Source organism: Oikeobacillus pervagus (genome assembly GCF_030813365.1).
GTDB lineage: Bacteria > Bacillota > Bacilli > Bacillales > DSM-23947 > Oikeobacillus > Oikeobacillus pervagus.
The window spans coordinates 35,207-54,927 of record NZ_JAUSUC010000020.1 but is presented as its reverse complement, the minus strand read 5'-3'; the positions used below and the strand labels follow the sequence as shown (position 1 = coordinate 54,927).

The window sequence follows — 19,721 nt, the reverse complement described above, 5'->3', positions numbered from 1 at the left end:
GACTTAGGTTTGCTACAAATTGTCTTTACCGAACAAAAAGATGCGGAAAAATTAAAAGAGCAATTTTTTAAAAAATATATACAAGCTTATGTAAAAGAAGTAGCTTTTCAAAATAAAAAGAAATTTATGGTTTATTCTGAAACTGCTAGTATTTCGGAGGAAAAAGTGTTATTGACTTTCATAGAGTTTGTGAAAAAGTGGAAGCGAACTGAATGGGCACGGTCGATTTTACAACAACAATTTTTTTATCATGATGAGGAAGAATGTCAATCCATTTTGGAGATCGTATCGGAAATGTTTGATGGTCAGCGTCGTGAGTTAACAGAATTATTAGATGATTTCCAAGAGGACCGATTTTTAAAAGAAGCATTTTTCTCCTTTCGAAACCATGAAGGCATTATTTCTTTTGATTCCTTTGTGACTTTTCGCTTAAAACCATACTATAAGCGAATTTTAAATTATATTGAAATTAGTATAGATGAATATAAAATGGAGCAAGACTATCAAATTTTTATCCATATGTTAAGAGAACTTTTAAAGAAAAGAAATCATAAGGCTTCCATTCTTCATGTCATTGTTGAAGGAAGGAAAGTGAGCTTTTATAACTCGAAGTTTCATCTATTAAGTCAAAATGATCTAATGGGGCTTATAGATCAGGAGATCCTTATTCATCGACCATTGTCCATTGATTCTTTCACACTTGCTCCTCTTCTATCTATTTCACCAAAAACATTGTGTATCTATACGGATAATGAGGAATTAGGATTGGTTCAAACCATATGTAATATATTTGAAGAACGAGTTCAATTGTTTTCAACTGCTACCTTTTGGAAACAAAAGAGAGGAACCTTTTCAAGAAATGCGGCAAATGAATAGGAAGCTTTTTGTGTATGTCTCTTGATTTTCATCAACCGAAGCAATATAATAACGTACATACAATGAAATATTGAAAAAGGTTATGATGAGGACGAGGGTATTTTTATATCAGGTTCACAGAGAGGATTAGCTAGGCTGAAACTTTTCCAACATGAAAGAAATACTTACCACCTCTAAACTACAGCTGTGAACATAAATCGGAAAGAAAATTCCCGATTCATAAGTAATGGTATGGCGGTTGCAGGCCGTTAACTGATCAGGAGCGAATCATTTATTAGATGATTCAATTGTTGGGTGGAACCGTAAGCTAAAGTCTTGCCCCTTCAGAATATGAAGGAGTAGGGCTTTTTTTATGCCAAAATTTTTCGGTTCATTCTGTATGAAGATAAAAGGAGTGTGTTGTCATGTCAGACGTATTAAAAATTACATTTCCAGATGGAGCGGTGAAAGAATTCCCTAAAGGAATCACAACAGAGGAAATTGCTGCTTCCATTAGCCCAGGGTTGAAAAAGAAGGCGATTGCTGGGAAATTAAACGGTGAATTATACGATTATCGCCGCCCGCTTGAAGATGATGGAGCAATTGAAATTATTACTCCTGATAGCGAAGAGGCTCTTGAAATTTTACGTCATAGTACAGCTCATTTAATGGCACAAGCCATCAAGCGTTTATATAAAGGAGTTAAATTGGGTGTTGGGCCTGTCATTGAAGGCGGATTTTATTATGATATCGATTTAGATCAATCGATCACACCTGAAGATCTTCAAGCCATTGAAAAAGAAATGAAGAAAATCGTCAGTGAAAATATTGAAGTCGTTCGAAAAGAAGTGAGCCGTAATGAAGCTAAAGAAATTTTTGAAGGAATTAGTGATGAGTATAAATTGGAATTACTTGATGCCATCCCAGAAGATGAAACAGTAACCATTTACGAACAAGGAGAGTTTTTTGACCTTTGCCGTGGTATTCATGTTCCTTCTACAAATAAAATTAAAGAATTTAAACTTTTAAGTATTGCAGGAGCTTATTGGCGTGGTGATAGTAAAAATAAAATGCTTCAACGTATTTATGGAACAGCTTTCTTTTCAAAGGATGATTTGAAAAAACATCTACATATGTTAGAAGAAGCGAAAGAACGTGACCACCGAAAAATCGGAAAAGAACTAAATCTCTTCATGAATTCCCAAAAGGTGGGGCAAGGTTTGCCACTATGGCTTCCTAAAGGGGCAACCATCCGCCGAATTGTGGAAAGATACATTGTTGATAAAGAAGAACGTCTAGGATATGATCACGTGTATACTCCAGTAATGGGGAGTGTGGAGCTTTATAAAACAAGTGGCCACTGGGATCATTATCAAGAAAATATGTTTCCAGTCATGGAAATGGATAATGAACAATTAGTTCTTCGTCCAATGAACTGTCCACACCATATGATGATTTACAAAAATGGCATCCATAGTTACCGTGAGTTGCCAATCCGAATTGCCGAACTTGGAACTATGCATCGTTATGAAATGTCAGGGGCTTTATCAGGATTACAGCGTGTACGTGGGATGACATTGAATGATGCTCACATCTTTGTTCGACCAGATCAAATTAAAGAGGAATTTAAACGTGTCGTTCAATTAATCTTAGAAGTATACAAAGATTTCGGATTAGATGAGTATTCATTTAGACTGTCTTACCGTGACCCAGAAGATACAGAAAAATACTATGATGATGATGAAATGTGGGACAAAGCTCAAGGAATGTTAAAAGAAGCGATGGATGAATTAGATTTAGACTATTATGAAGCAGATGGAGAGGCTGCTTTCTATGGTCCAAAATTAGATGTTCAAGTCAGAACAGCTCTTGGAAAAGACGAAACACTTTCTACTGTACAACTTGACTTCTTGCTGCCAGAACGTTTCGATTTAACATATGTAGGGGAAGATGGAAAGCCACACCGCCCTGTTGTTATTCACCGCGGTGTTGTATCCACAATGGAACGGTTTGTCGCATTCTTAATTGAAGAATATAAAGGGGCCTTCCCAACATGGCTTGCACCTGTACAAGTACAAGTGATCCCGGTTTCCCCAGAGATTCATTTTGATTATGCTAAACAAGTTCAGGAGACATTACGTTCACAAGGAATTCGTGCTAATTTAGATGATCGGGATGAAAAAATGGGGTATAAAATTAGAGAAGCGCAAATTCAAAAAATCCCATATATGCTCGTCGTTGGAGACCAAGAAATCGAAAACGAAGCGGTCAATATTAGAAAATACGGGGAGAAAAAATCAGAAACAGTTTCATTCAAAGACTTTGTTGAACAGATTTTAAAAGAAGTTCGAAAATAATTAGCGTTCTTTTTTGAAAAAACATTGATTCTATTCTTGAGATTTGTTACGATTACCTTTGTTGAGATTTTAATGAATTGACAGCAATAGAACTATATGATATAGTATATTAGGTGAATTGAATACACATGAACAAGAAGAAGCAACCCGCTTCTCACCTGATTGACACATTAGTAGTTGGCAGGTTTGAACTAGATAAGGAAATGGATGATGATGTTATCCATTTATGCGGGTGTGCGTTTGTACACTCGCATTTTTTGTTGTTGTTCTTACTGTACTTCCTGCGATGTAGTCAAATGAATTTTTATTTTTCATGTACATGTATTTGAAAAATCTTGGAGGTGGCTAATTATTAGCAAAGACATGATTGTAAACGAGGGTATTCGCGCTCGTGAAGTCCGTCTCATTGACCAAAATGGCGAACAACTGGGGATTAGATCCAAAACAGAAGCTCTAGAAATTGCTACTCGCGTAAATTTAGATTTAGTTCTTGTTGCCCCAAATGCCAAACCACCAGTAGCCCGTATTATGGACTTTGGGAAGTTTAAATTTGAGCAACAGAAAAGAGAAAAAGAAGCGCGGAAAAATCAAAAAGTCATTAACTTGAAAGAAGTTCGTTTAAGCCCGACAATTGAGGAACATGACTTTAACACGAAGCTTCGCAATGCACGAAAATTCTTAGAAAAGGGCGATAAAGTTAAAGCGTCGATCCGATTCAAAGGTCGTGCCATTACTCACAAAGAATTGGGACAAAAAGTTCTTGATCGTTTTGCACAGGAATGCGACGATCTTGCTTCACTTGAAACAAAGCCAAAAATGGATGGTCGTAGCATGTTCATTGTATTAGCACCTAAAAACGAAAAGTAATTTAAGTTTGAGGAGGAAATACCAAATGCCAAAAATGAAAACACACCGCGGCACAGCTAAGCGTTTCAAAAAAACAGGTTCTGGTAAATTAAAACGTTCTCACGCTTACAGAAGCCACTTGTTTGCAAACAAATCAACAAAACAAAAACGTAAATTACGTAAAGCTGCCATCGTATCTAAAGGTGACTTCAGACGTATTCGTCATATGTTAGACAACATTAAGTAAGGATTTTATTTTAGGAGGGAAATAATATGGCACGCGTAAAAGGCGGTACAGTTACACGCAGACGTCGTAAAAAAGTTCTTAAATTAGCAAAAGGTTTTTTCGGGTCTAAACATCGTTTATATAAAGTTGCTAACCAACAAGTAATGAAATCTTATATGTATGCATATCGTGATCGTCGTAACAAGAAACGTGACTTCCGTAAACTTTGGATTACACGTATTAATGCGGCTGCACGTATGAACGGACTTTCTTATAGCCGTTTAATGCACGGTTTAAAACTTGCTGGTATCGAAGTAAACCGCAAAATGCTTGCTGAATTAGCTGTTTCTGATGAAAAAGCATTCGCAGAATTAGCCAATGCAGCAAAAGCACAAATTCAAAAATAATTTTTTAACAACAAAAGTTGTCTCAAAAATGGGGCAGCTTTTTTGTTTGTTAAATGTTCCTTTTGACGGCTAGGGGTCTGGTCTAGCTGACGACACGGATAACAGATGAGCAAATTCATGAGCCGTTGCGGTGAAAAAAATAAGAAATATATAAATACTCTGGGAAATAATCAAAAACAGTGAGAAGCAATGTAAAAGCGTCTTAAGAGGAAACCCATTCTATAAGAAGAATCAAACCCTCAGGGAACGCAGAAATCAGTTCATTGGGTGCGGGAGGAAATCATATTTATTTCTACTCGTGTATACATTGTATTATATAGAGTTCATCTTAGAATGTGAAAGCAGGTGCTTTTGGATGGATCAGTCAATGTATATATTTTTGGCATACGTAGAAGCAGCTGGAATGTTTGCACCTATCGCCTTTATCCTTCTCCATTTTTTTCGGCAATTCCTTTTTATTCCTGTTGCTCTCGTATGCATGACAGGTGGAATCCTCTTTGGTAGTTTGTTCGGCATGATTTATTCACTTATCGGTTTAATTTTCGTTTCGTTATTTTTCTATGTTTGTTTATCCCGTATGCCGAAAACCAATGAAAAGCTTCTTAAAATTAAAAAGAAATGGTTCGGCCCTCATGCAAAATTAACTGTTGGGCAAATCACTGTTTTGCGACTTTTTCCATTTGTTCATTACCATCTATTAAATGTATGTTTAATGGAGCGTTCCCCTCGTATGAAAGATTTTATTAGAAATTCCTTTATTGTAAATTTCCCCTTCGTTTTCTTTTACACCATCTTTGGAGAATTTCTCAGCCAATTTACTTTGAAGATGATCGTATTAATGATGATTGGATTATTCATTTTGTTTTATTTATTAAGGGAAAGAGTGATTATTTTAAAATGGCATGATTTTTTTCAGACTGAAAAAAAACGTTCCTTTAGTTCCAATAAAAGCTAGGTTTACAAGAAAATTCAGGCTGCTCCCTATTACTTTGGGGCAGCCTGAACATTTTTCCAATCGATGTGAGCATTTGGGTATTGTTGAAGAATATGTTGTTCGAGAATCTTCACTTCATGTGAAGGAATTATCGTCGATTCTTGGTGGGGCCAAATGAAAATGGAAACGACTTGGGGCCTGGAAGACGGATTTGTGAATTTTTCACCCTCAAAGACCATTCCTTTATACGTTAGGAGGAAATTTTTTTGAATCTGATCCTTTTCGTCCAGTAAATATAATTGATGTCGTCTCCTTGCATACTCAAATCTTCTCTTTGGATGTGTAATATACTTTATGATATTGTAAGCAAGGTAGATTAATAAGATGAGAATGAATCCTCTTATTAGTACAATCAACTTGAAAATTCCCACCTTTCATGTATTATTGAAAGACCTTTTCCGACTTTAAATGAGGGATCTCCAACTAAATGGATTAAATTAGATTCATTTTCATATATACGATTTAGAAATGAAAAGGTTTCGTTTTGAATACAAGTTTTTGATAAACTAATGAAAAGAATGATTTTGTTTAAATACATAGATATTTAATGAAAGGAAGAAATACGATGAATTACGATTTGAAAATAAAATTAATAGATGAAGAGGCGACTTTGCCTTATCAAGCCCATCCTGGTGATGCGGGTTTAGATTTATTCTCGATAGAAGAAATGTTTATTCAACCAGGTGAAGCTGCTCTTGTTAGAACAGGGATCCAAATTGAATTACCTAAAGGAACGGAAGCTCAAGTACGTCCAAGGAGTGGATTAGCTCTTAAACATTCGATCACAGTATTGAATAGTCCGGGTACCATTGATGAAGGTTATCGAGGTGAAATCAAAGTCATTTTAATCAATCATGGTAAAGCTGTTTTCAAAGTGGAAAAAAAGATGCGAATCGCGCAAATGGTCATTGCACCAGTATTAAATGTGAATCTTATTCAAGCAGAAGAGTTAACCAATTCTATAAGAGGAGAAGGGGGATTTGGTTCTTCTGGGAAGAATTAAATCCTAAAGACAAATACCCCGGGGAATTAACGATGAATAACGGGAAACCCCGGGGAATCCTACATTACATTTTGACCGGAGGATTTTGTTTGTTGGCTGAAAAAATGGCACGCCACGCTTCAATGACTAAAAAGATGCATAGGACGAATACGATAAAGGCGATGACTGTTAAAAGATAGTTGCCTTTCGTTAAATTTGCTTGCATTAAAGCAATTAGCGCAGATAAGGTGACCAGAAACATAAAGACCATTGGCAGAATGGTAAACCACGCTTTTACTCCTTTTTTAATTAACCAAACCGTAATCGCTAATAATGCCAAGGCACCAAGCATTTGGTTGGCTGAGCCAAATAGTGGCCATACCGTACTCCAAGTTCCTGAAATGGCCAAAGCTCCGGCACCGATGATGATTACTAGGGTGGCAATATGATGATTACGGAAGAAGGAGGATTTATTTTCAGCAAATTCCTGAACAGCATATTTTCCGAGTCGAGTAGCTGAATCTAATGTCGTCATTAGGAAAGCAGAAGCGGTTAATGCGGTAAATGTAGTAGCAGTGATTTCAGAAATGCCCCAATGAGACATAAAGAAACCAACACCAGCAGAAAATGTTCCGATTGGTCCACCTAGGTCGGTCATTCTTGCAGCGAAATCGGCTTGTGAAAGATAGGCAACCGCTCCTATCGCGATAATGGCAAGAAATCCTTCCAGAAGCATAGCTCCATACGTAATAAATCGCCCATTCTTTTCATTATCCAGTTGCTTTGCGGTTGTACCTGAGGAGACGAGGGAGTGGAAGCCTGACACCGCTCCACAGGCAATGGTAATAAATAGGATTGGAAATAAATATCCTAAATTTTCATTATAAAATCCTGTATACCCTGCTAACTGAATTGTAGGATTGGCGATCACCATTCCTATGAAGGCACCTGCAATCATTCCATATAATAAAAATGAATTTAAATAGTCTCGTGGTTGTAAAAGAACCCAAACAGGTAATACCGAGGCTAAATAGGCATAGACTAATAAAATGATGACCCATGTTGTTCCACTTAAATGAAAAGGGAATTCAATTCCGATCCAGATGCTTGCGAACATAGCAAGTACACCTAAAATACTTGCTAACACAAAGTTCATACGCAACTGATTAACTAAAACACCGAATACGATCGCAAGTCCAATAAATAATACCGAGGCTGTCGCAGCTTCTGGAACGGCAACAAATGTATCACGTACTAGAATAATAAAAACCCCGACAATAAGAACTAAGGTAGCAATGGAGAATGAAAGAAACAATGTTTGTCCGCGGTTTCCAATATATTCTTTAATGATCGTTCCAATCGATTGTGCCTTATGTCGGATCGAGGCTTGCAATGATGTATAATCGTGAACCCCACCGATGAAAATGCTTCCAACAATAATCCAAAGTACCGCTGGAATCCAGCCGAACACAACAGCGGAAATCGGGCCAACGATCGGACCTCCCCCCGCAATCGTCGCAAAATGATGTCCAAGTAAAACAGGCTTTCTGGCGGAAACATAGTCAACTCCATCCGCCATCGTCTTTGCCGGTGTTGGTCTATTTGGGTCAATATCTAGCTTTTTATCTAGGAATTTTCCATAGGTGAAATAGGCAATAATGAAGATAATTCCTGAAACCATTAATAATGTTAATAAATTCATTGTTGTTCACGCTCCCCTTTCAATATTTTTCCAATGGCAGATACAAAAGGTTTTCCTTTCCGATGAATCGTGATCGTTTGATTTTGCACATGAACTAAACCAAGATAAATTTCAATCCAGCCATGAATACCGTAATGAAGAAACTTTACTTTACGTGTCTTTTTCACCTCCTTTAATAAGGTCTGATCTGTTGGTTGATCGGTGATGATCAGTCCAATTAGGACCGTTGACATATGCTCATCATGTGATGGAATATAATGATCTGCTTGCTGAATTATATTGTGCAAATATTGATGAACCCAAGTGGTTGATAGTTCTATTTTAGGTGAGATGACGAAGACAATTTGCTGGTTTTCAACTCCCCATATTTTGATACTTTTGGATAGCATATATTTTTCATCTTTACGTAGATGATGGGCAATAAAATCGATAGAAGTATCCCCTAGTGGTACATTTTCCTCAATATTGAAAAAAGGGGCATAGGTGTCTTGAAGTTTTTTTATAAAAGTGGGTGTTTGAGTTGTCAAAATGACTCCCCCTTCTTGAAAGAATTAAAATCGCTTCAATCCTTTCACTTGTAATGTTTTAAATACGGAAAAACCAGTAAGGTAAAAATGAATGTGACGATCTTTGAATTCCAGAACTTGATCAATAAAGATAGAAATCCCTTCTACCTTTTGATGATGAAATAAATTCTCGAAATCAGGTTTGACAAAGGTTACCTCCGCTTCCATCCCCCCAACACAGCAGTTTCCAGGTTGAAAGGGTTTCACAACGATAACAGGTTCTGCAGTTTTTGAAAAAAGCCATTGTGTCGCTTTTTCATCAAATGTAATCGTGTAATCCATTGAACCCTCTCCTTCCAAATTTTTAGATAATTCGGAATTCTAACCCTACTTATATGTACGAAAAAAATGGACATTATATGCTATAAAGTGAAACTTCACTCAGTGCGGTTTTTTCAATATTTTTATATAAAATACATAATGAAAAAGCAGAGTTTTGTATATTATCATGATTTTCAGTATAATTTTTACTATAACGTAATGAAATGGAGGTTTTTAAAATGACAAAGATGGATGAAACATTAGTCATGTTAAAAGAACTAACAGATGCTAGAGGGATTCCCGGAAATGAGCGTGAAGTTCGGGAAGTAATGAAAAAATACATAGAGCCATTATCAGATGAAATGACGACCGATCATTTAGGAAGTCTCATCGCCAAAAAAGTTGGGGATGAAAATGGTCCAAAAATCATGGTGGCAGGCCATTTGGATGAAGTTGGGTTTATGGTAACCCAAATTGATGATAAGGGATTTATTCGTTTTCAAACGGTTGGCGGCTGGTGGTCGCAAGTTATGCTCGCTCAGCGTGTGACGATTGTAACTAGAAAGGGAGATGTAACCGGAATTATCGGTTCGAAACCACCCCATATTTTACCTGCTGAAGCACGTAAAAAACCTATTGATATTAAGGATATGTTCATTGATATTGGAGCATCTAGTAGAAAAGAGGCGGAGGAATGGGGAGTCCGACCTGGGGATATGATCACTCCATATTTTGAATTTACCGTCATGAACAATGAGAAAATGCTATTGGCAAAAGCATGGGATAATCGAATTGGCTGTGCGATTGCCATTGATGTCTTAAAATATATTCAAAATAAAAAACATGAAAACATCGTGTATGGTGTTGGAACCGTTCAAGAGGAAGTTGGATTACGTGGAGCCAAAACGAGTGCCAATACCATTCTTCCAGATATTGCTTTCGGTGTAGACGTTGGGATTGCTGGTGATACACCGGGAATTTCGGAAAAAGATGCGATGAGCAAAATGGGGAAAGGCCCACAGATCATTCTGTATGATGCTTCAATGGTTTCTCATAAAGGATTACGCGATTTTGTTACAAATGTAGCAGATGAATTGAATATTCCATACCAATTTGATGCGATTGCTGGTGGAGGAACCGATTCAGGATCGATCCATTTAACAGCGAGTGGAGTCCCTACTTTATCGGTCACGATTGCTACACGTTATATCCATTCACATGCGGCGATGCTTCATCGTGATGACTTTGAAAATGCTGTAAAACTTTTAGGAGAAGTGATTCTCCGTTTAGATCGTGACGCTGTGAATAAAATTACATTTGAATAAGTCATAAGAAGCCCCCAGATCCTTTGTCTGGGGGGTTCAAAAATAATAAAGCTAGGGAAAACGATTGCATACAGAATAATTATCTTCTTAATCCTTCTTCTAATGTTTGTAGCATGACCTGTTGCTCCTTGGAGTCAGCATTTTTCCAAAAAACTTCAAATAATACCCCAAGACCAGGAAGCATTTTCTCTTCACCACTTTGAATGGCATCCACGATGGTATCTTGAAGCTGAGATTGACTGTGGCCAGTCACATTGTGAAGGACGGCCCCTCTTAAGTTGAAATTCATTTCATTAGCCCCTTTCTACAGCAATTACATTCCTATTTTCCCCAGGTAGATATTCAATATGCATTCGCATTACGTTATAATAAGAAAATTGAAATGAAACGAAAAGGTAGGAGAGAATAGGTGGACTATATCCAATCGGCAAAAAACCCGAAAGTAAAGCAATGGAAAAAATTATTAACCAAAAAAGGACGTGAACAAACAGGGCTATACCTATTAGAAGGGTTCCATTTAGTAGAGGAGGCCCTTCAGTTTAAAAATGAAATTGAGGAAATCCTTTATTCTGAAAACATCATGATCCCCTCACATTGGAATATGGATCATGTCAAGATAACGACGATCTCAGAAGAGGTTTCCAAGGCGATTTCTGAAACAGAATCCTCCCAAGGAATTTTTGCTATTTGTAAAAAGCATCAGTATGAAGAAAAAATGATGGAAAAGGGAAAGTCCTTCTTACTCATTGATGCTGTTCAAGATCCGGGGAATGTTGGAACGATGATTCGAACAGCAGATGCTGCTGGGATTGATTTAGTCATTCTTGGTGACGGAACTGTCGATCTCTATAATTCGAAGGTGTTACGATCAGCACAAGGAAGCCATTTTCATTTATCAATAATTTCCATGTCATTACAAAAAGCAATCTCATTATTACAAGAAAAAGGGGTACCAGTATTTGGGACATCTTTGCAATCAGCTGAATCTTATAAAAAGGTGACGATAGATGATTCCTTTGCGATGATTGTTGGGAATGAAGGAAATGGAGTTTCAGAGGAACTATTGCAGACAACAAACCAAAATGTATTTATCCCCTTATACGGCCGGAGTGAATCTTTAAATGTAGCAGTGGCAGCCGGGATTTTGTTATTTCATTTTCAAGACAGCTTGAAAAGTAACTGAAAATTATACTATAATATGTAACATATGAAATTTTGGATAAAATAAAGACGAAGACAGAGAAAAGTACTTTATAAGTTTTCGAAAAGGGAGAAAATGCCTGAGACTGAAAGCATTTTTACGAAGAATGTAAGGGAAGTTCATCTCTCGAGTTGGCATCGGGACCGTTTTTTATGAAGGCACTTTTACTACAAAAAGTTTATGGAAAATGCCTTTATTCTAAATGTAAAGATGCATCGGTGTAGCCGTTATCAAAATGAAGTGAGCGCAAATTGATTGTGCTAATAAGGGTGGTACCGCGAAAACAGCCTCGTCCCTTTCTTAGGGAAGGGCTTTTTTTTATGTTTAAAAACCATTGGTTACACCAGTTTCAGGTAGGATGAACAAAGAAAGTCCATCCCATAGGCAAAAATCACTGGTTACTTGATAAACCTGCTAGAAAAAGGAGGAAATATTGTGGAACAAAAGTTAAAGGAACTACAGCAAGAAGCATTGCAAAAAGTCGATCAAGCTGAAGATTTAAAACAATTAAATGAAGTTCGAGTAGCTTATTTAGGGAAAAAAGGCCCTATTACGGAGGTACTTCGTGGAATGGGGAAACTTTCTCCAGAAGAACGTCCCAAAATGGGAGCATTAGCTAATGAAGTAAGGGAATCGATTTCTTCTAAAATTGAAGCAAAACAAGCAGAGCTAGAAGAAGCAGCAATCCAAAAACAGCTGGAGGAACAATCGATTGATGTTACATTACCAGGGAGACCTATTTATTCTGGAAATCATCACCCACTTACACGTGTAGTGGAAGAAGTGGAAGATCTATTTATTAGTATGGGCTATACAATTGCAGAAGGTCCAGAAGTGGAACAAGATTACTATAATTTTGAAGCATTAAACTTACCAAAGGATCACCCTGCAAGAGATATGCAAGATACATTTTATATAACAGAAGAAATCCTGATGAGAACCCATACATCACCTGTACAAGCGAGAACCATGAAAAAACATCAAGGAAAAGGACCTGTGAAAATTATTTGCCCAGGGAAAGTTTACAGACGAGACCATGATGATGCGACACACTCCCATCAATTTATGCAAATTGAAGGTCTGGTCGTAGATGAAAATATTCGCATGAGTGATTTAAAAGGAACTTTAGAAGTATTTGCGAAAAAAATGTTCGGAGAAGATCGTGAAATCCGTCTTCGTCCAAGTTTCTTCCCATTCACAGAACCATCTGTTGAAGTCGATGTTTCTTGTTTCTCTTGTGGAGGAAAAGGTTGTTCGATTTGTAAAAAAACAGGATGGATTGAAATGCTAGGAGCGGGAATGGTTCATCCAAATGTGCTAGAGATGGCTGGATTTGACTCTAAGAAATATACTGGATTTGCATTCGGAATCGGAGTGGAAAGAATCGCGATGCTACGATATGGAATCGATGATATTCGCCACTTATACGCAAATGATATCCGTTTTCTTAAACAATTTTCACGAGTAGAAAAATAGTAGCGCATTCAATTAATAGGAGGTAAACTAATATGTTTGTTTCATATAAATGGCTTCAAGAGTATGTTGATTTATCGGGCATAGATGCAAACGATTTGGCAGAAAAAATTACACGAAGCGGGATCGAAGTAGAAGGGGTAGAATGTCCGAGCGATGAAATCAAAAATGTAGTCGTCGGTTATGTTGTTGAATGTGAACAACATCCAAATGCAGATAAATTAAATATATGTCAAGTTGATTTGGGAGAGGGAGATCCTGTTCAAATTATTTGCGGGGCTCCAAACATTGCCAAAGGTCAAAAAGTGGTGGTGGCCAAAGTAGGTGCCGTCTTACCAGGAAACTTTAAAATTAAAAAGGCAAAACTTCGTGGAGAACCATCAAATGGGATGATCTGTTCCTTACAAGAATTAGGAATTGAGGGAAAGATCACACCAAAGGAATATGCAGAAGGAATTTTTGTATTCCCAAATGACGTAGAAGTGGGATCGAATGCCCTTGCACAATTAAATTTAGATGATCATGTTTTAGAACTAGGATTAACTCCAAATCGTTCGGATTGTTTAAGTATGCTTGGTGTTGCGTATGAAGTGGCAGCCATTCTTAAGAAGGATGTCAAACTTCCTCATCCAAAAGCAGATGAAAGTAATGAAAAAGCGACAGACTATATTTCCGTTTCGATTGATGCGAAGGAAGACAATCCATTATATATTGCCAAAGTCATTAAAAATGTGAAAGTAGCACCATCGCCTTTATGGATGCAAACTCGATTGATGTCTGCGGGGATTCGTCCTCATAACAATGTCGTGGATATTACAAACTTTATTTTATTAGAATATGGTCAACCTCTTCATGCTTTTGATTATCAACGCCTTGGCTCTAAAGAGATTGTCGTCCGCCGTGCCCATCAAGGGGAAAAAATGACGACATTAGATGATGTGGAACGCATGTTATCAAGTGAACATTTAGTCATTACAAATGGTCAGGAACCTATTGCTCTTGCTGGAGTGATGGGTGGAGCGAATTCAGAAGTGCAAAATGATACGACGACTGTACTCATCGAATCTGCTTATTTCAATGGTCAAATTGTTCGAAAGGCTTCGAAGGATCATGGATTACGCAGTGAAGCGAGTGCCCGTTTTGAAAAAGGAGTTGACCCCAACCGTGTTCATGCGGCGGCAGAAAGAGCGGCCCAATTACTACAACAATACGCGGGTGGAGAAGTCCTTCAAGGTAGTGTGATAGCTGGAGAAATGAATCGTGAGCCAAAAAAGATTTCTATTTCATTGGAAAAAATAAATCGGGTATTAGGTACTACATTATCAACCGAAGAAGTGACAGCTATTTTCACTAGCCTAAAATTTGAAAATGTTGTCGATGGTCATACATTCCAAGTAACGGTTCCAACTAGACGAGGTGATATTACAATTGAAGAAGATCTTGTTGAAGAAGTTGCTCGTCTATATGGGTATGATCGCTTGCCGACAACATTGCCGGTTGGAGTAGCGATTCCAGGTGGGCTGACAAAATATCAAGAGAAACGCCGTGTAGTTCGCCATTTATTAGAAGGGGCAGGGTTATATCAAGCTTTGACTTATTCGTTAACAAGTGAAGAGAAAAGTACGCAATTTGCATTAAATAAGAGAGAGTCAATTGGTTTAGCTATGCCTATGAGTGAAGAAAGAAGTTTTCTACGTCAAAGCATAATTCCACAATTATTAGAAAGTGTTTCATACAATGTGGCCCGCCGAAATGATGCGGTCGGATTTTATGAATTAGGAACAATCTTCCTAAAGAACAATGAAAATGAATTGCCAGAAGAAAGAGAACACTTAGCAGGGGCAATCACAGGATTATGGGAAACTCATGAATGGCAAGGAGAAAAGAAACCAGTTGATTTCTTTGTCGTCAAAGGGATTGTAGAAGGTCTATTTAAAAAGCTTTCTATAGAGAGTAGCATTGAGTTTCAAAAGGCTAAATTAGATGGCCTGCATCCAGGACGTACAGCCAAGATTTTATTCAATGGAGAAGTACTTGGAATCATCGGGCAAGTCCACCCGCAACTTCAAAAAGAGTTAGATTTGAAAGATACTTATGTATTCGAATTGGATGCGACTTATCTTTTAGAAAAAGAGGCGTCTCCATTACATTATGAGCCAATTCCTCGCTTCCCTTCTATTACGAGAGATATTGCGCTAGTGGTAGACAGCTCTGTGCAGGCAAGTGAGCTCGCGAACATAATCCAAACAGCTGGAGGAAAATTATTAAAAGATGTTCATCTTTTTGACCTTTATGAAGGAGAACATATGGAACTAGGCAAAAAATCAATCGCCTTCTCCTTAACTTATTTTGATCCTGAAAGAACATTGACAGATGATGAAGTAGTGAAAGCGCATGAGAAAGTATTGAATGCGGTGAAAGAGCAAGTAAATGCTGAACTAAGAGGATAAGGATTGGTGAAGCTAGGAGCAATCATAATGATCTATCGGATTCTAAGTGGAAATGAAGGACCGTTTTGTTAGAATAATGATATACTAAAAAAGGTTGGGGAGTTCGATCCATTCAATTTGAACCCTCCAACCTTTTTTTTATTAAAGATTTCCTTGTATTTTTCGAACAATAGCTTTTGCCTTTTGCGTATTAGCAAAATGGTGTTTTGTAAATTTTAATAAACATTCTTCCCCTTTTTGTAAGATTAATCTTGCTCCTGCTTCATCAACTTGTTTTCCTGCTCCTTTAGGTAAGGTAAAACCGGCTTCCTTACTCAGTTTGTCAAATTCCTTCACAAAGGCATATCGTGCCAAAATAGAAGCCGCTGCTACAGAAAGATGGACACTTTCCCCTTTCGTACTAAAATAAACATTTTCCCTGCAAACTTCTTTTTGGTTTTGGAGATAACGGAAGTAGGTTGTTTTTTCAGCGAATTGGTCTATCAAAATTGCATCGGGTTTTTCAGGCGAAATTTTTTTTAATAAATTTAAAAGGGCTTGATTATGGAGAAGAGCTTTCAATTTCCCTTGAGACATCCCTGCTTTTTGCATTTTATTATATTTTTCGTTTCTTAACACGAGCAAGCTATAAGGAATATGATGAAGTAACTCCTTTGCAATTTTAATGATTTGATCGTCATTTAAATGTTTAGAATCACGAACCCCTAAATCCCTTAATATGTCCATTTGTTCCGTTTTTACATAGGTACTGACAACCGTCATCGGACCGAAATAATCGCCTGTTCCGACTTCATCACTACCCATGACAGAAAGAGTGGAAAAACCGTCAGGTAACTGTATTTTTGTTCCACTCTTTACAGCTCTTTTCTTCGTTGGAGAGGGTGAAGAATTCCCCCAACGAGACGATTCATTCATTGCGTTGGCTCCTTGAAAAAGGACTTTCCCTGATTTATAAGCTGTAATCGTACAGCCGTTTGTTTTCGCCGTAAAAACCGCACCTGTTGGAATCTTAGATAATAAGAAATCTTGATAATCATTTCTCATCTTTGAGATGATTTCACGACTCATATGCAAGACAATATTTGACATAAACAAACTCCTTTCTACTTTCCTTTTCATTCAATTTCATGATATATTTAAGTTTAGGATTCTTAATGAATGGAGGCATTTCAATTGTCGGACGGACAGAGAAACAAAATTACTGTTGATATATACGGACAACAATATGTAATTGTCGGAGATGAATCATCTAACCATATTCGCCTTGTTGCGGAAATGGTCGATGAAAAAATGCGTGAAATAAGTTTCAAGAATCCTTCGCTTAGTACTACGAAGCTAGCCGTCTTAACAGCGGTTAACACGATTCATGACTATGTGAAATTGAAAGAAGATTTGGAACAACTTCAAAATGATATTAAACAATTAAAGGAATGATGTAATTATGATGGATCTTATTCTTTTTTTCCTTTTAATTGGCGGCATTATAATCGGGTTAAAAAGAGGGCTGATTTTACAACTTATTCATATGGGCAGTGCCATTCTCTCCTTAATTATTGCGTATATGACCTATGATTTACTGGCACCAAAGCTTGTGAGTATCATTCCATTGCCTCCAATCAATGGGAATACAGCATTTTCACTCTTTTCAAAAGTAGTTCCTTTTGAACATTTTTATTACGGAGCTATCGCGTTTATCATCATCTTTTTTGTTAGTAAAATAGCTCTACATATCATTGGATCTATTCTTAATACAGTTGCAAGCATTCCGATTATCAAACAAATGAACAGCCTTGGCGGTGGAGTATTAGGTTTCTTGGAAGTCTATATTCTTTTATTTGTTCTGCTATATTTAGGAGCACTCATCCCAAATGAAGGCATACATTCCTTAATAGATCAATCGTTTTTATCAGGCATAATCATCAACCATACCCCGTTTTTATCTGAGGGTTTACAACAGCTATCGTTCAAAGTCGATGCATTGTAAATATGAGGCTGTCCCGTGTCAGTTGCTTTGCGGGATCGCCTCGTTTTTGTGTGCGAAAAAACCAGTGTTAACTTGGCTATTGATTCCCACTACAGGCGCCTCTTCTTTGGCGGGTGGTACGGCGAGCCTCCTCGGCGCTTTAAGCCTGTGAGGCCTGTTTTCCCAACAGGAGTTTTCACGCCTCCTGCTCCAATCAACATGAGCCATTAATACAGCTCTAAAAAAAGAAATTCATACATATAAAACCTTTTAAAAAGGAAATTTCACTCAAAAGGAAGTAGTGAAAATCCCTGTTTTTGTTCTTCACGTGCGTCTCTGATACTATATAGTAGGATAAGTATAAAATCAAACATATTTGCAGGTGAAATCATGGCGATCAATAAAAAAGATGTCATTAGGTTATTAGAACAAATTGCAATTTATATGGAATTAAAAGGAGAAAATCCATTTAAAATATCCGCATTTCGTAAGGCGGCTCTTGCATTAGAAAATGATGACCGCAGTTTAAGTGAAATAGATGATGTGAAAAAATTAGCAGGAATAGGGAAAGGAACGGCAACGGTGATTGAGGAGTACAGGACAACGGGGAGCTCTTCTGTCCTACTTGAATTGCAACAACAAGTTCCTAAAGGATTAATTCCCCTTTTACAGCTACCAGGCTTAGGGGGAAAGAAAATTTCCAAGCTTTATCAACAACTAGCCATTACAAATATCGATCAATTAAAAGATGCATGTGAAAATAAGCAAGTTCAGACGTTGGCGGGATTTGGAGACAAAACGGAAGAAAAAATTTTAGCGGCGATTCATCAAGTTGGATCCCGACCTGAGCGTTTACCGATTGCTTTCATGAGTGATGTAGCTGAAAAAATAGCCAATGAATTGGGGAAAATAAAAGAAATTGAACAGTTTTCTATGGCGGGAAGCCTCCGTAGAATGAGGGAGACGATCAAAGATTTAGATTTTATCATTGCTACGAAAGCACCGAAGCTCGTACGAGAACAATTACTACAAATGCCCAATCAAAAGGAAATTATTGCATCAGGTGATACAAAAGTGTCGCTTATTTTTGAAGATAAGGTGGATGTGTCTGTTGATTTTCGACTTGTCACTTCTGAACAATTTGCCACGACTTTACATCATTTTACAGGGTCAAAACAACATAATGTTCGAATGCGGCAATTAGCAAAAGAACGTGGGGAGAAAATTAGTGAATATGGTGTGGAAAATATGGAAACAGGGGAAATCAAAACATTTCAGTCTGAAGAACAGTTTTACCATCATTTTCAGTTACCATGGATTCCACCCGAAATTCGAGAAGACGGTTCAGAGGTGGAGGATTTCGCTGAGGAAAATTCCCTAATTACGATTGATCAAATTTGTGGGGATTTGCATATGCATACAGCATGGTCAGATGGTGCTTATTCCTTAGAAGAAATGATCAATGCATGCCGAGCAAAAGGATATCACTATATGGCCATCACCGACCATTCTCAATATTTAAAGGTAGCAAACGGTCTTACACCAGATCGACTTCGAAAGCAACAGGAGCAAATTAGACAACTGAATGAAAAATATGATGATATCGTCATTTTATCAGGAGTGGAAATGGATATTCTGCCAGATGGAACCCTTGATTATGATGATGATTTGCTGAGTGAATTAGATTTTGTCATCGCATCAATCCATTCAAGTTTTTCTCAGCCTAAGTCCACCATTATGAAACGATTAAGAACGGCGTTGGAAAACCCACATGTTGATTTAATTGCTCATCCAACGGGCCGCTTAATCGGTAGAAGAGACGGATACAGTGTGGACATGGATGAATTAATAGAATTAGCTGCGAAAACCAATACCGCACTTGAATTGAATGCTAATCCCCATCGATTAGATTTAAGTGCTCCCAACTTAAAAAAGGCTCAAGAAGCTGGGGTGAAAGTGTTCATTAATACAGATGCTCACTCGATCGAACATTTAAATTTTATGGAAATGGGAGTGAAGGCAGCGCGAAAAGGGTGGATCAAGACGGAGAACGTATTAAACACGCATTGCTTTGAGCAACTGCAACAATTCTTGACAAGGAATAACTAGAAAT

The 19,721-nt window shown here is 37.5% G+C and carries 20 protein-coding genes and 2 other annotated features; of the genes, 14 read left to right on the top strand and 6 right to left on the bottom strand.

The window, feature by feature from the left end; all coding sequences use genetic code 11:
* The first annotated feature begins 9 nt into the window (after positions 1-9).
* From ytxC to J2S13_RS09290, 6 genes are all read left to right on the top strand, one after another.
* The gene (gene ytxC / locus J2S13_RS09315) at positions 10-876 is read left to right on the top strand and encodes a sporulation protein YtxC (protein WP_307257477.1); all 867 of its coding nucleotides are present in this window, start codon (positions 10-12) and stop codon (positions 874-876) included.
* Positions 877-1,280: 404 nt separating this feature from the next.
* A complete protein-coding gene (gene thrS, locus J2S13_RS09310) occupies positions 1,281-3,212 on the top strand; it encodes a threonine--tRNA ligase (protein ID WP_307257476.1) in 1,932 nt (643 codons plus the stop codon).
* A gap of 128 nt (positions 3,213-3,340) precedes the next feature.
* Positions 3,341-3,478, top strand: a sequence feature (ribosomal protein L20 leader region).
* Positions 3,479-3,575: 97 nt separating this feature from the next.
* Positions 3,576-4,079, top strand: a complete 504-nt coding sequence (gene infC / locus J2S13_RS09305) for a translation initiation factor IF-3 (protein ID WP_307257475.1) — start codon at positions 3,576-3,578, stop codon at positions 4,077-4,079.
* A 25-nt stretch (positions 4,080-4,104) separates the two neighbouring features.
* Positions 4,105-4,305, top strand: a complete 201-nt coding sequence (gene rpmI, locus J2S13_RS09300; protein ID WP_307257473.1) for a 50S ribosomal protein L35 — start codon at positions 4,105-4,107, stop codon at positions 4,303-4,305.
* A 26-nt stretch (positions 4,306-4,331) separates the two neighbouring features.
* The gene (gene rplT / locus J2S13_RS09295) at positions 4,332-4,691 is read left to right on the top strand and encodes a 50S ribosomal protein L20 (protein WP_307257472.1); all 360 of its coding nucleotides are present in this window, start codon (positions 4,332-4,334) and stop codon (positions 4,689-4,691) included.
* 355 nt (positions 4,692-5,046) lie between these two features.
* The gene (locus tag J2S13_RS09290) at positions 5,047-5,646 is read left to right on the top strand and encodes a TVP38/TMEM64 family protein (RefSeq protein WP_307257471.1); all 600 of its coding nucleotides are present in this window, start codon (positions 5,047-5,049) and stop codon (positions 5,644-5,646) included.
* Positions 5,647-5,675: 29 nt separating this feature from the next.
* Here the strand turns inward: J2S13_RS09290 and J2S13_RS09285 are convergent, their stop codons facing one another.
* The gene (locus tag J2S13_RS09285; RefSeq protein WP_307257470.1) at positions 5,676-6,041 is read right to left on the bottom strand and encodes a sigma-w pathway protein ysdB; all 366 of its coding nucleotides are present in this window, start codon (positions 6,039-6,041) and stop codon (positions 5,676-5,678) included.
* A gap of 209 nt (positions 6,042-6,250) precedes the next feature.
* Here J2S13_RS09285 and dut point away from each other — a divergent pair, with 209 nt between their 5' ends.
* Complete coding sequence (gene dut, locus J2S13_RS09280) at positions 6,251-6,688, top strand: dUTP diphosphatase (RefSeq protein WP_307257469.1); 438 nt, start codon at positions 6,251-6,253, stop codon at positions 6,686-6,688.
* Positions 6,689-6,752: 64 nt separating this feature from the next.
* Here the strand turns inward: dut and J2S13_RS09275 are convergent, their stop codons facing one another.
* From J2S13_RS09275 to J2S13_RS09265, 3 genes are read right to left on the bottom strand one after another with little or no spacing between them, the layout of a single operon-like run.
* Positions 6,753-8,369, bottom strand: a complete 1,617-nt coding sequence (locus J2S13_RS09275; RefSeq protein ID WP_307257468.1) for a carbon starvation CstA family protein — start codon at positions 8,367-8,369, stop codon at positions 6,753-6,755.
* Positions 8,366-8,896 (bottom strand): DUF8052 family protein, encoded by a 531-nt coding sequence (locus J2S13_RS09270; protein WP_307257467.1) that lies wholly within the window; start codon positions 8,894-8,896, stop codon positions 8,366-8,368. The genes J2S13_RS09275 and J2S13_RS09270 overlap by 4 nt, the downstream gene beginning before the upstream one ends.
* A gap of 24 nt (positions 8,897-8,920) precedes the next feature.
* Positions 8,921-9,217, bottom strand: coding sequence for a CC/Se motif family (seleno)protein (locus tag J2S13_RS09265; RefSeq protein WP_307257466.1), 297 nt, complete (start codon positions 9,215-9,217; stop codon positions 8,921-8,923).
* A gap of 218 nt (positions 9,218-9,435) precedes the next feature.
* On the opposite strand from J2S13_RS09265, the gene J2S13_RS09260 reads away from it, so the two are divergent.
* The gene (locus J2S13_RS09260) at positions 9,436-10,521 is read left to right on the top strand and encodes a M42 family metallopeptidase (RefSeq protein ID WP_307257465.1); all 1,086 of its coding nucleotides are present in this window, start codon (positions 9,436-9,438) and stop codon (positions 10,519-10,521) included.
* Between the two features lie 79 nt (positions 10,522-10,600).
* Here J2S13_RS09260 and sspI read toward each other — a convergent pair whose 3' ends face one another.
* Positions 10,601-10,810 carry a small acid-soluble spore protein SspI gene (gene sspI, locus J2S13_RS09255; RefSeq protein ID WP_307257463.1) on the bottom strand — a complete coding sequence of 70 codons (210 nt, stop codon included), beginning with the start codon at positions 10,808-10,810 and terminating at the stop codon, positions 10,601-10,603.
* Positions 10,811-10,930: 120 nt separating this feature from the next.
* On the opposite strand from sspI, the gene J2S13_RS09250 reads away from it, so the two are divergent.
* The 3 genes from J2S13_RS09250 to pheT all read left to right on the top strand — a co-directional run bounded on the left by J2S13_RS09250 (position 10,931) and on the right by pheT (position 15,645).
* A complete protein-coding gene (locus tag J2S13_RS09250) occupies positions 10,931-11,704 on the top strand; it encodes a TrmH family RNA methyltransferase (protein WP_307257462.1) in 774 nt (257 codons plus the stop codon).
* 41 nt (positions 11,705-11,745) lie between these two features.
* Positions 11,746-12,022, top strand: a binding site (T-box leader).
* A gap of 135 nt (positions 12,023-12,157) precedes the next feature.
* A complete protein-coding gene (gene pheS / locus J2S13_RS09245; RefSeq protein ID WP_307257461.1) occupies positions 12,158-13,198 on the top strand; it encodes a phenylalanine--tRNA ligase subunit alpha in 1,041 nt (346 codons plus the stop codon).
* Positions 13,199-13,230: 32 nt separating this feature from the next.
* Positions 13,231-15,645: a phenylalanine--tRNA ligase subunit beta gene (pheT, locus tag J2S13_RS09240; protein WP_307257460.1), complete on the top strand. Its 2,415-nt coding sequence runs from the start codon at positions 13,231-13,233 to the stop codon at positions 15,643-15,645.
* Between the two features lie 141 nt (positions 15,646-15,786).
* Here pheT and rnhC read toward each other — a convergent pair whose 3' ends face one another.
* Positions 15,787-16,734 (bottom strand): ribonuclease HIII, encoded by a 948-nt coding sequence (gene rnhC / locus J2S13_RS09235; protein ID WP_307257459.1) that lies wholly within the window; start codon positions 16,732-16,734, stop codon positions 15,787-15,789.
* Between the two features lie 84 nt (positions 16,735-16,818).
* Here rnhC and zapA point away from each other — a divergent pair, with 84 nt between their 5' ends.
* From zapA to polX, 3 genes are all read left to right on the top strand, one after another.
* A complete protein-coding gene (zapA, locus tag J2S13_RS09230) occupies positions 16,819-17,079 on the top strand; it encodes a cell division protein ZapA (protein WP_307257458.1) in 261 nt (86 codons plus the stop codon).
* 7 nt (positions 17,080-17,086) lie between these two features.
* Positions 17,087-17,629, top strand: a complete 543-nt coding sequence (locus J2S13_RS09225) for a CvpA family protein (protein ID WP_307257457.1) — start codon at positions 17,087-17,089, stop codon at positions 17,627-17,629.
* 369 nt (positions 17,630-17,998) lie between these two features.
* Entirely contained in the window at positions 17,999-19,717 is a 1,719-nt protein-coding gene (polX, locus tag J2S13_RS09220; protein WP_307257456.1) for a DNA polymerase/3'-5' exonuclease PolX, read from the top strand.
* The last annotated feature ends 4 nt before the right edge of the window (positions 19,718-19,721 follow it).

Excerpts from the sequence above, each read along its gene's own strand:
- thrS (WP_307257476.1), top strand. The coding sequence starts at position 1,281 with ATGTCAGACGTATTAAAAATTACATTTCCAGATGGAGCGGTGAAAGAA.
- infC (WP_307257475.1), top strand. The coding sequence starts at position 3,576 with ATGATTGTAAACGAGGGTATTCGCGCTCGTGAAGTCCGTCTCATTGAC.
- rpmI (WP_307257473.1), top strand. The coding sequence starts at position 4,105 with ATGCCAAAAATGAAAACACACCGCGGCACAGCTAAGCGTTTCAAAAAA.
- rplT (WP_307257472.1), top strand. The coding sequence starts at position 4,332 with ATGGCACGCGTAAAAGGCGGTACAGTTACACGCAGACGTCGTAAAAAA.
- J2S13_RS09290 (WP_307257471.1), top strand. The coding sequence starts at position 5,047 with ATGGATCAGTCAATGTATATATTTTTGGCATACGTAGAAGCAGCTGGA.
- dut (WP_307257469.1), top strand. The coding sequence starts at position 6,251 with ATGAATTACGATTTGAAAATAAAATTAATAGATGAAGAGGCGACTTTG.
- J2S13_RS09275 (WP_307257468.1), bottom strand. The coding sequence starts at position 8,369 with ATGAATTTATTAACATTATTAATGGTTTCAGGAATTATCTTCATTATT.
- J2S13_RS09265 (WP_307257466.1), bottom strand. The coding sequence starts at position 9,217 with ATGGATTACACGATTACATTTGATGAAAAAGCGACACAATGGCTTTTT.
- J2S13_RS09260 (WP_307257465.1), top strand. The coding sequence starts at position 9,436 with ATGACAAAGATGGATGAAACATTAGTCATGTTAAAAGAACTAACAGAT.
- sspI (WP_307257463.1), bottom strand. The coding sequence starts at position 10,810 with ATGAATTTCAACTTAAGAGGGGCCGTCCTTCACAATGTGACTGGCCAC.
- pheT (WP_307257460.1), top strand. The coding sequence starts at position 13,231 with ATGTTTGTTTCATATAAATGGCTTCAAGAGTATGTTGATTTATCGGGC.
- rnhC (WP_307257459.1), bottom strand. The coding sequence starts at position 16,734 with ATGTCAAATATTGTCTTGCATATGAGTCGTGAAATCATCTCAAAGATG.
- J2S13_RS09225 (WP_307257457.1), top strand. The coding sequence starts at position 17,087 with ATGATGGATCTTATTCTTTTTTTCCTTTTAATTGGCGGCATTATAATC.
- polX (WP_307257456.1), top strand. The coding sequence starts at position 17,999 with ATGGCGATCAATAAAAAAGATGTCATTAGGTTATTAGAACAAATTGCA.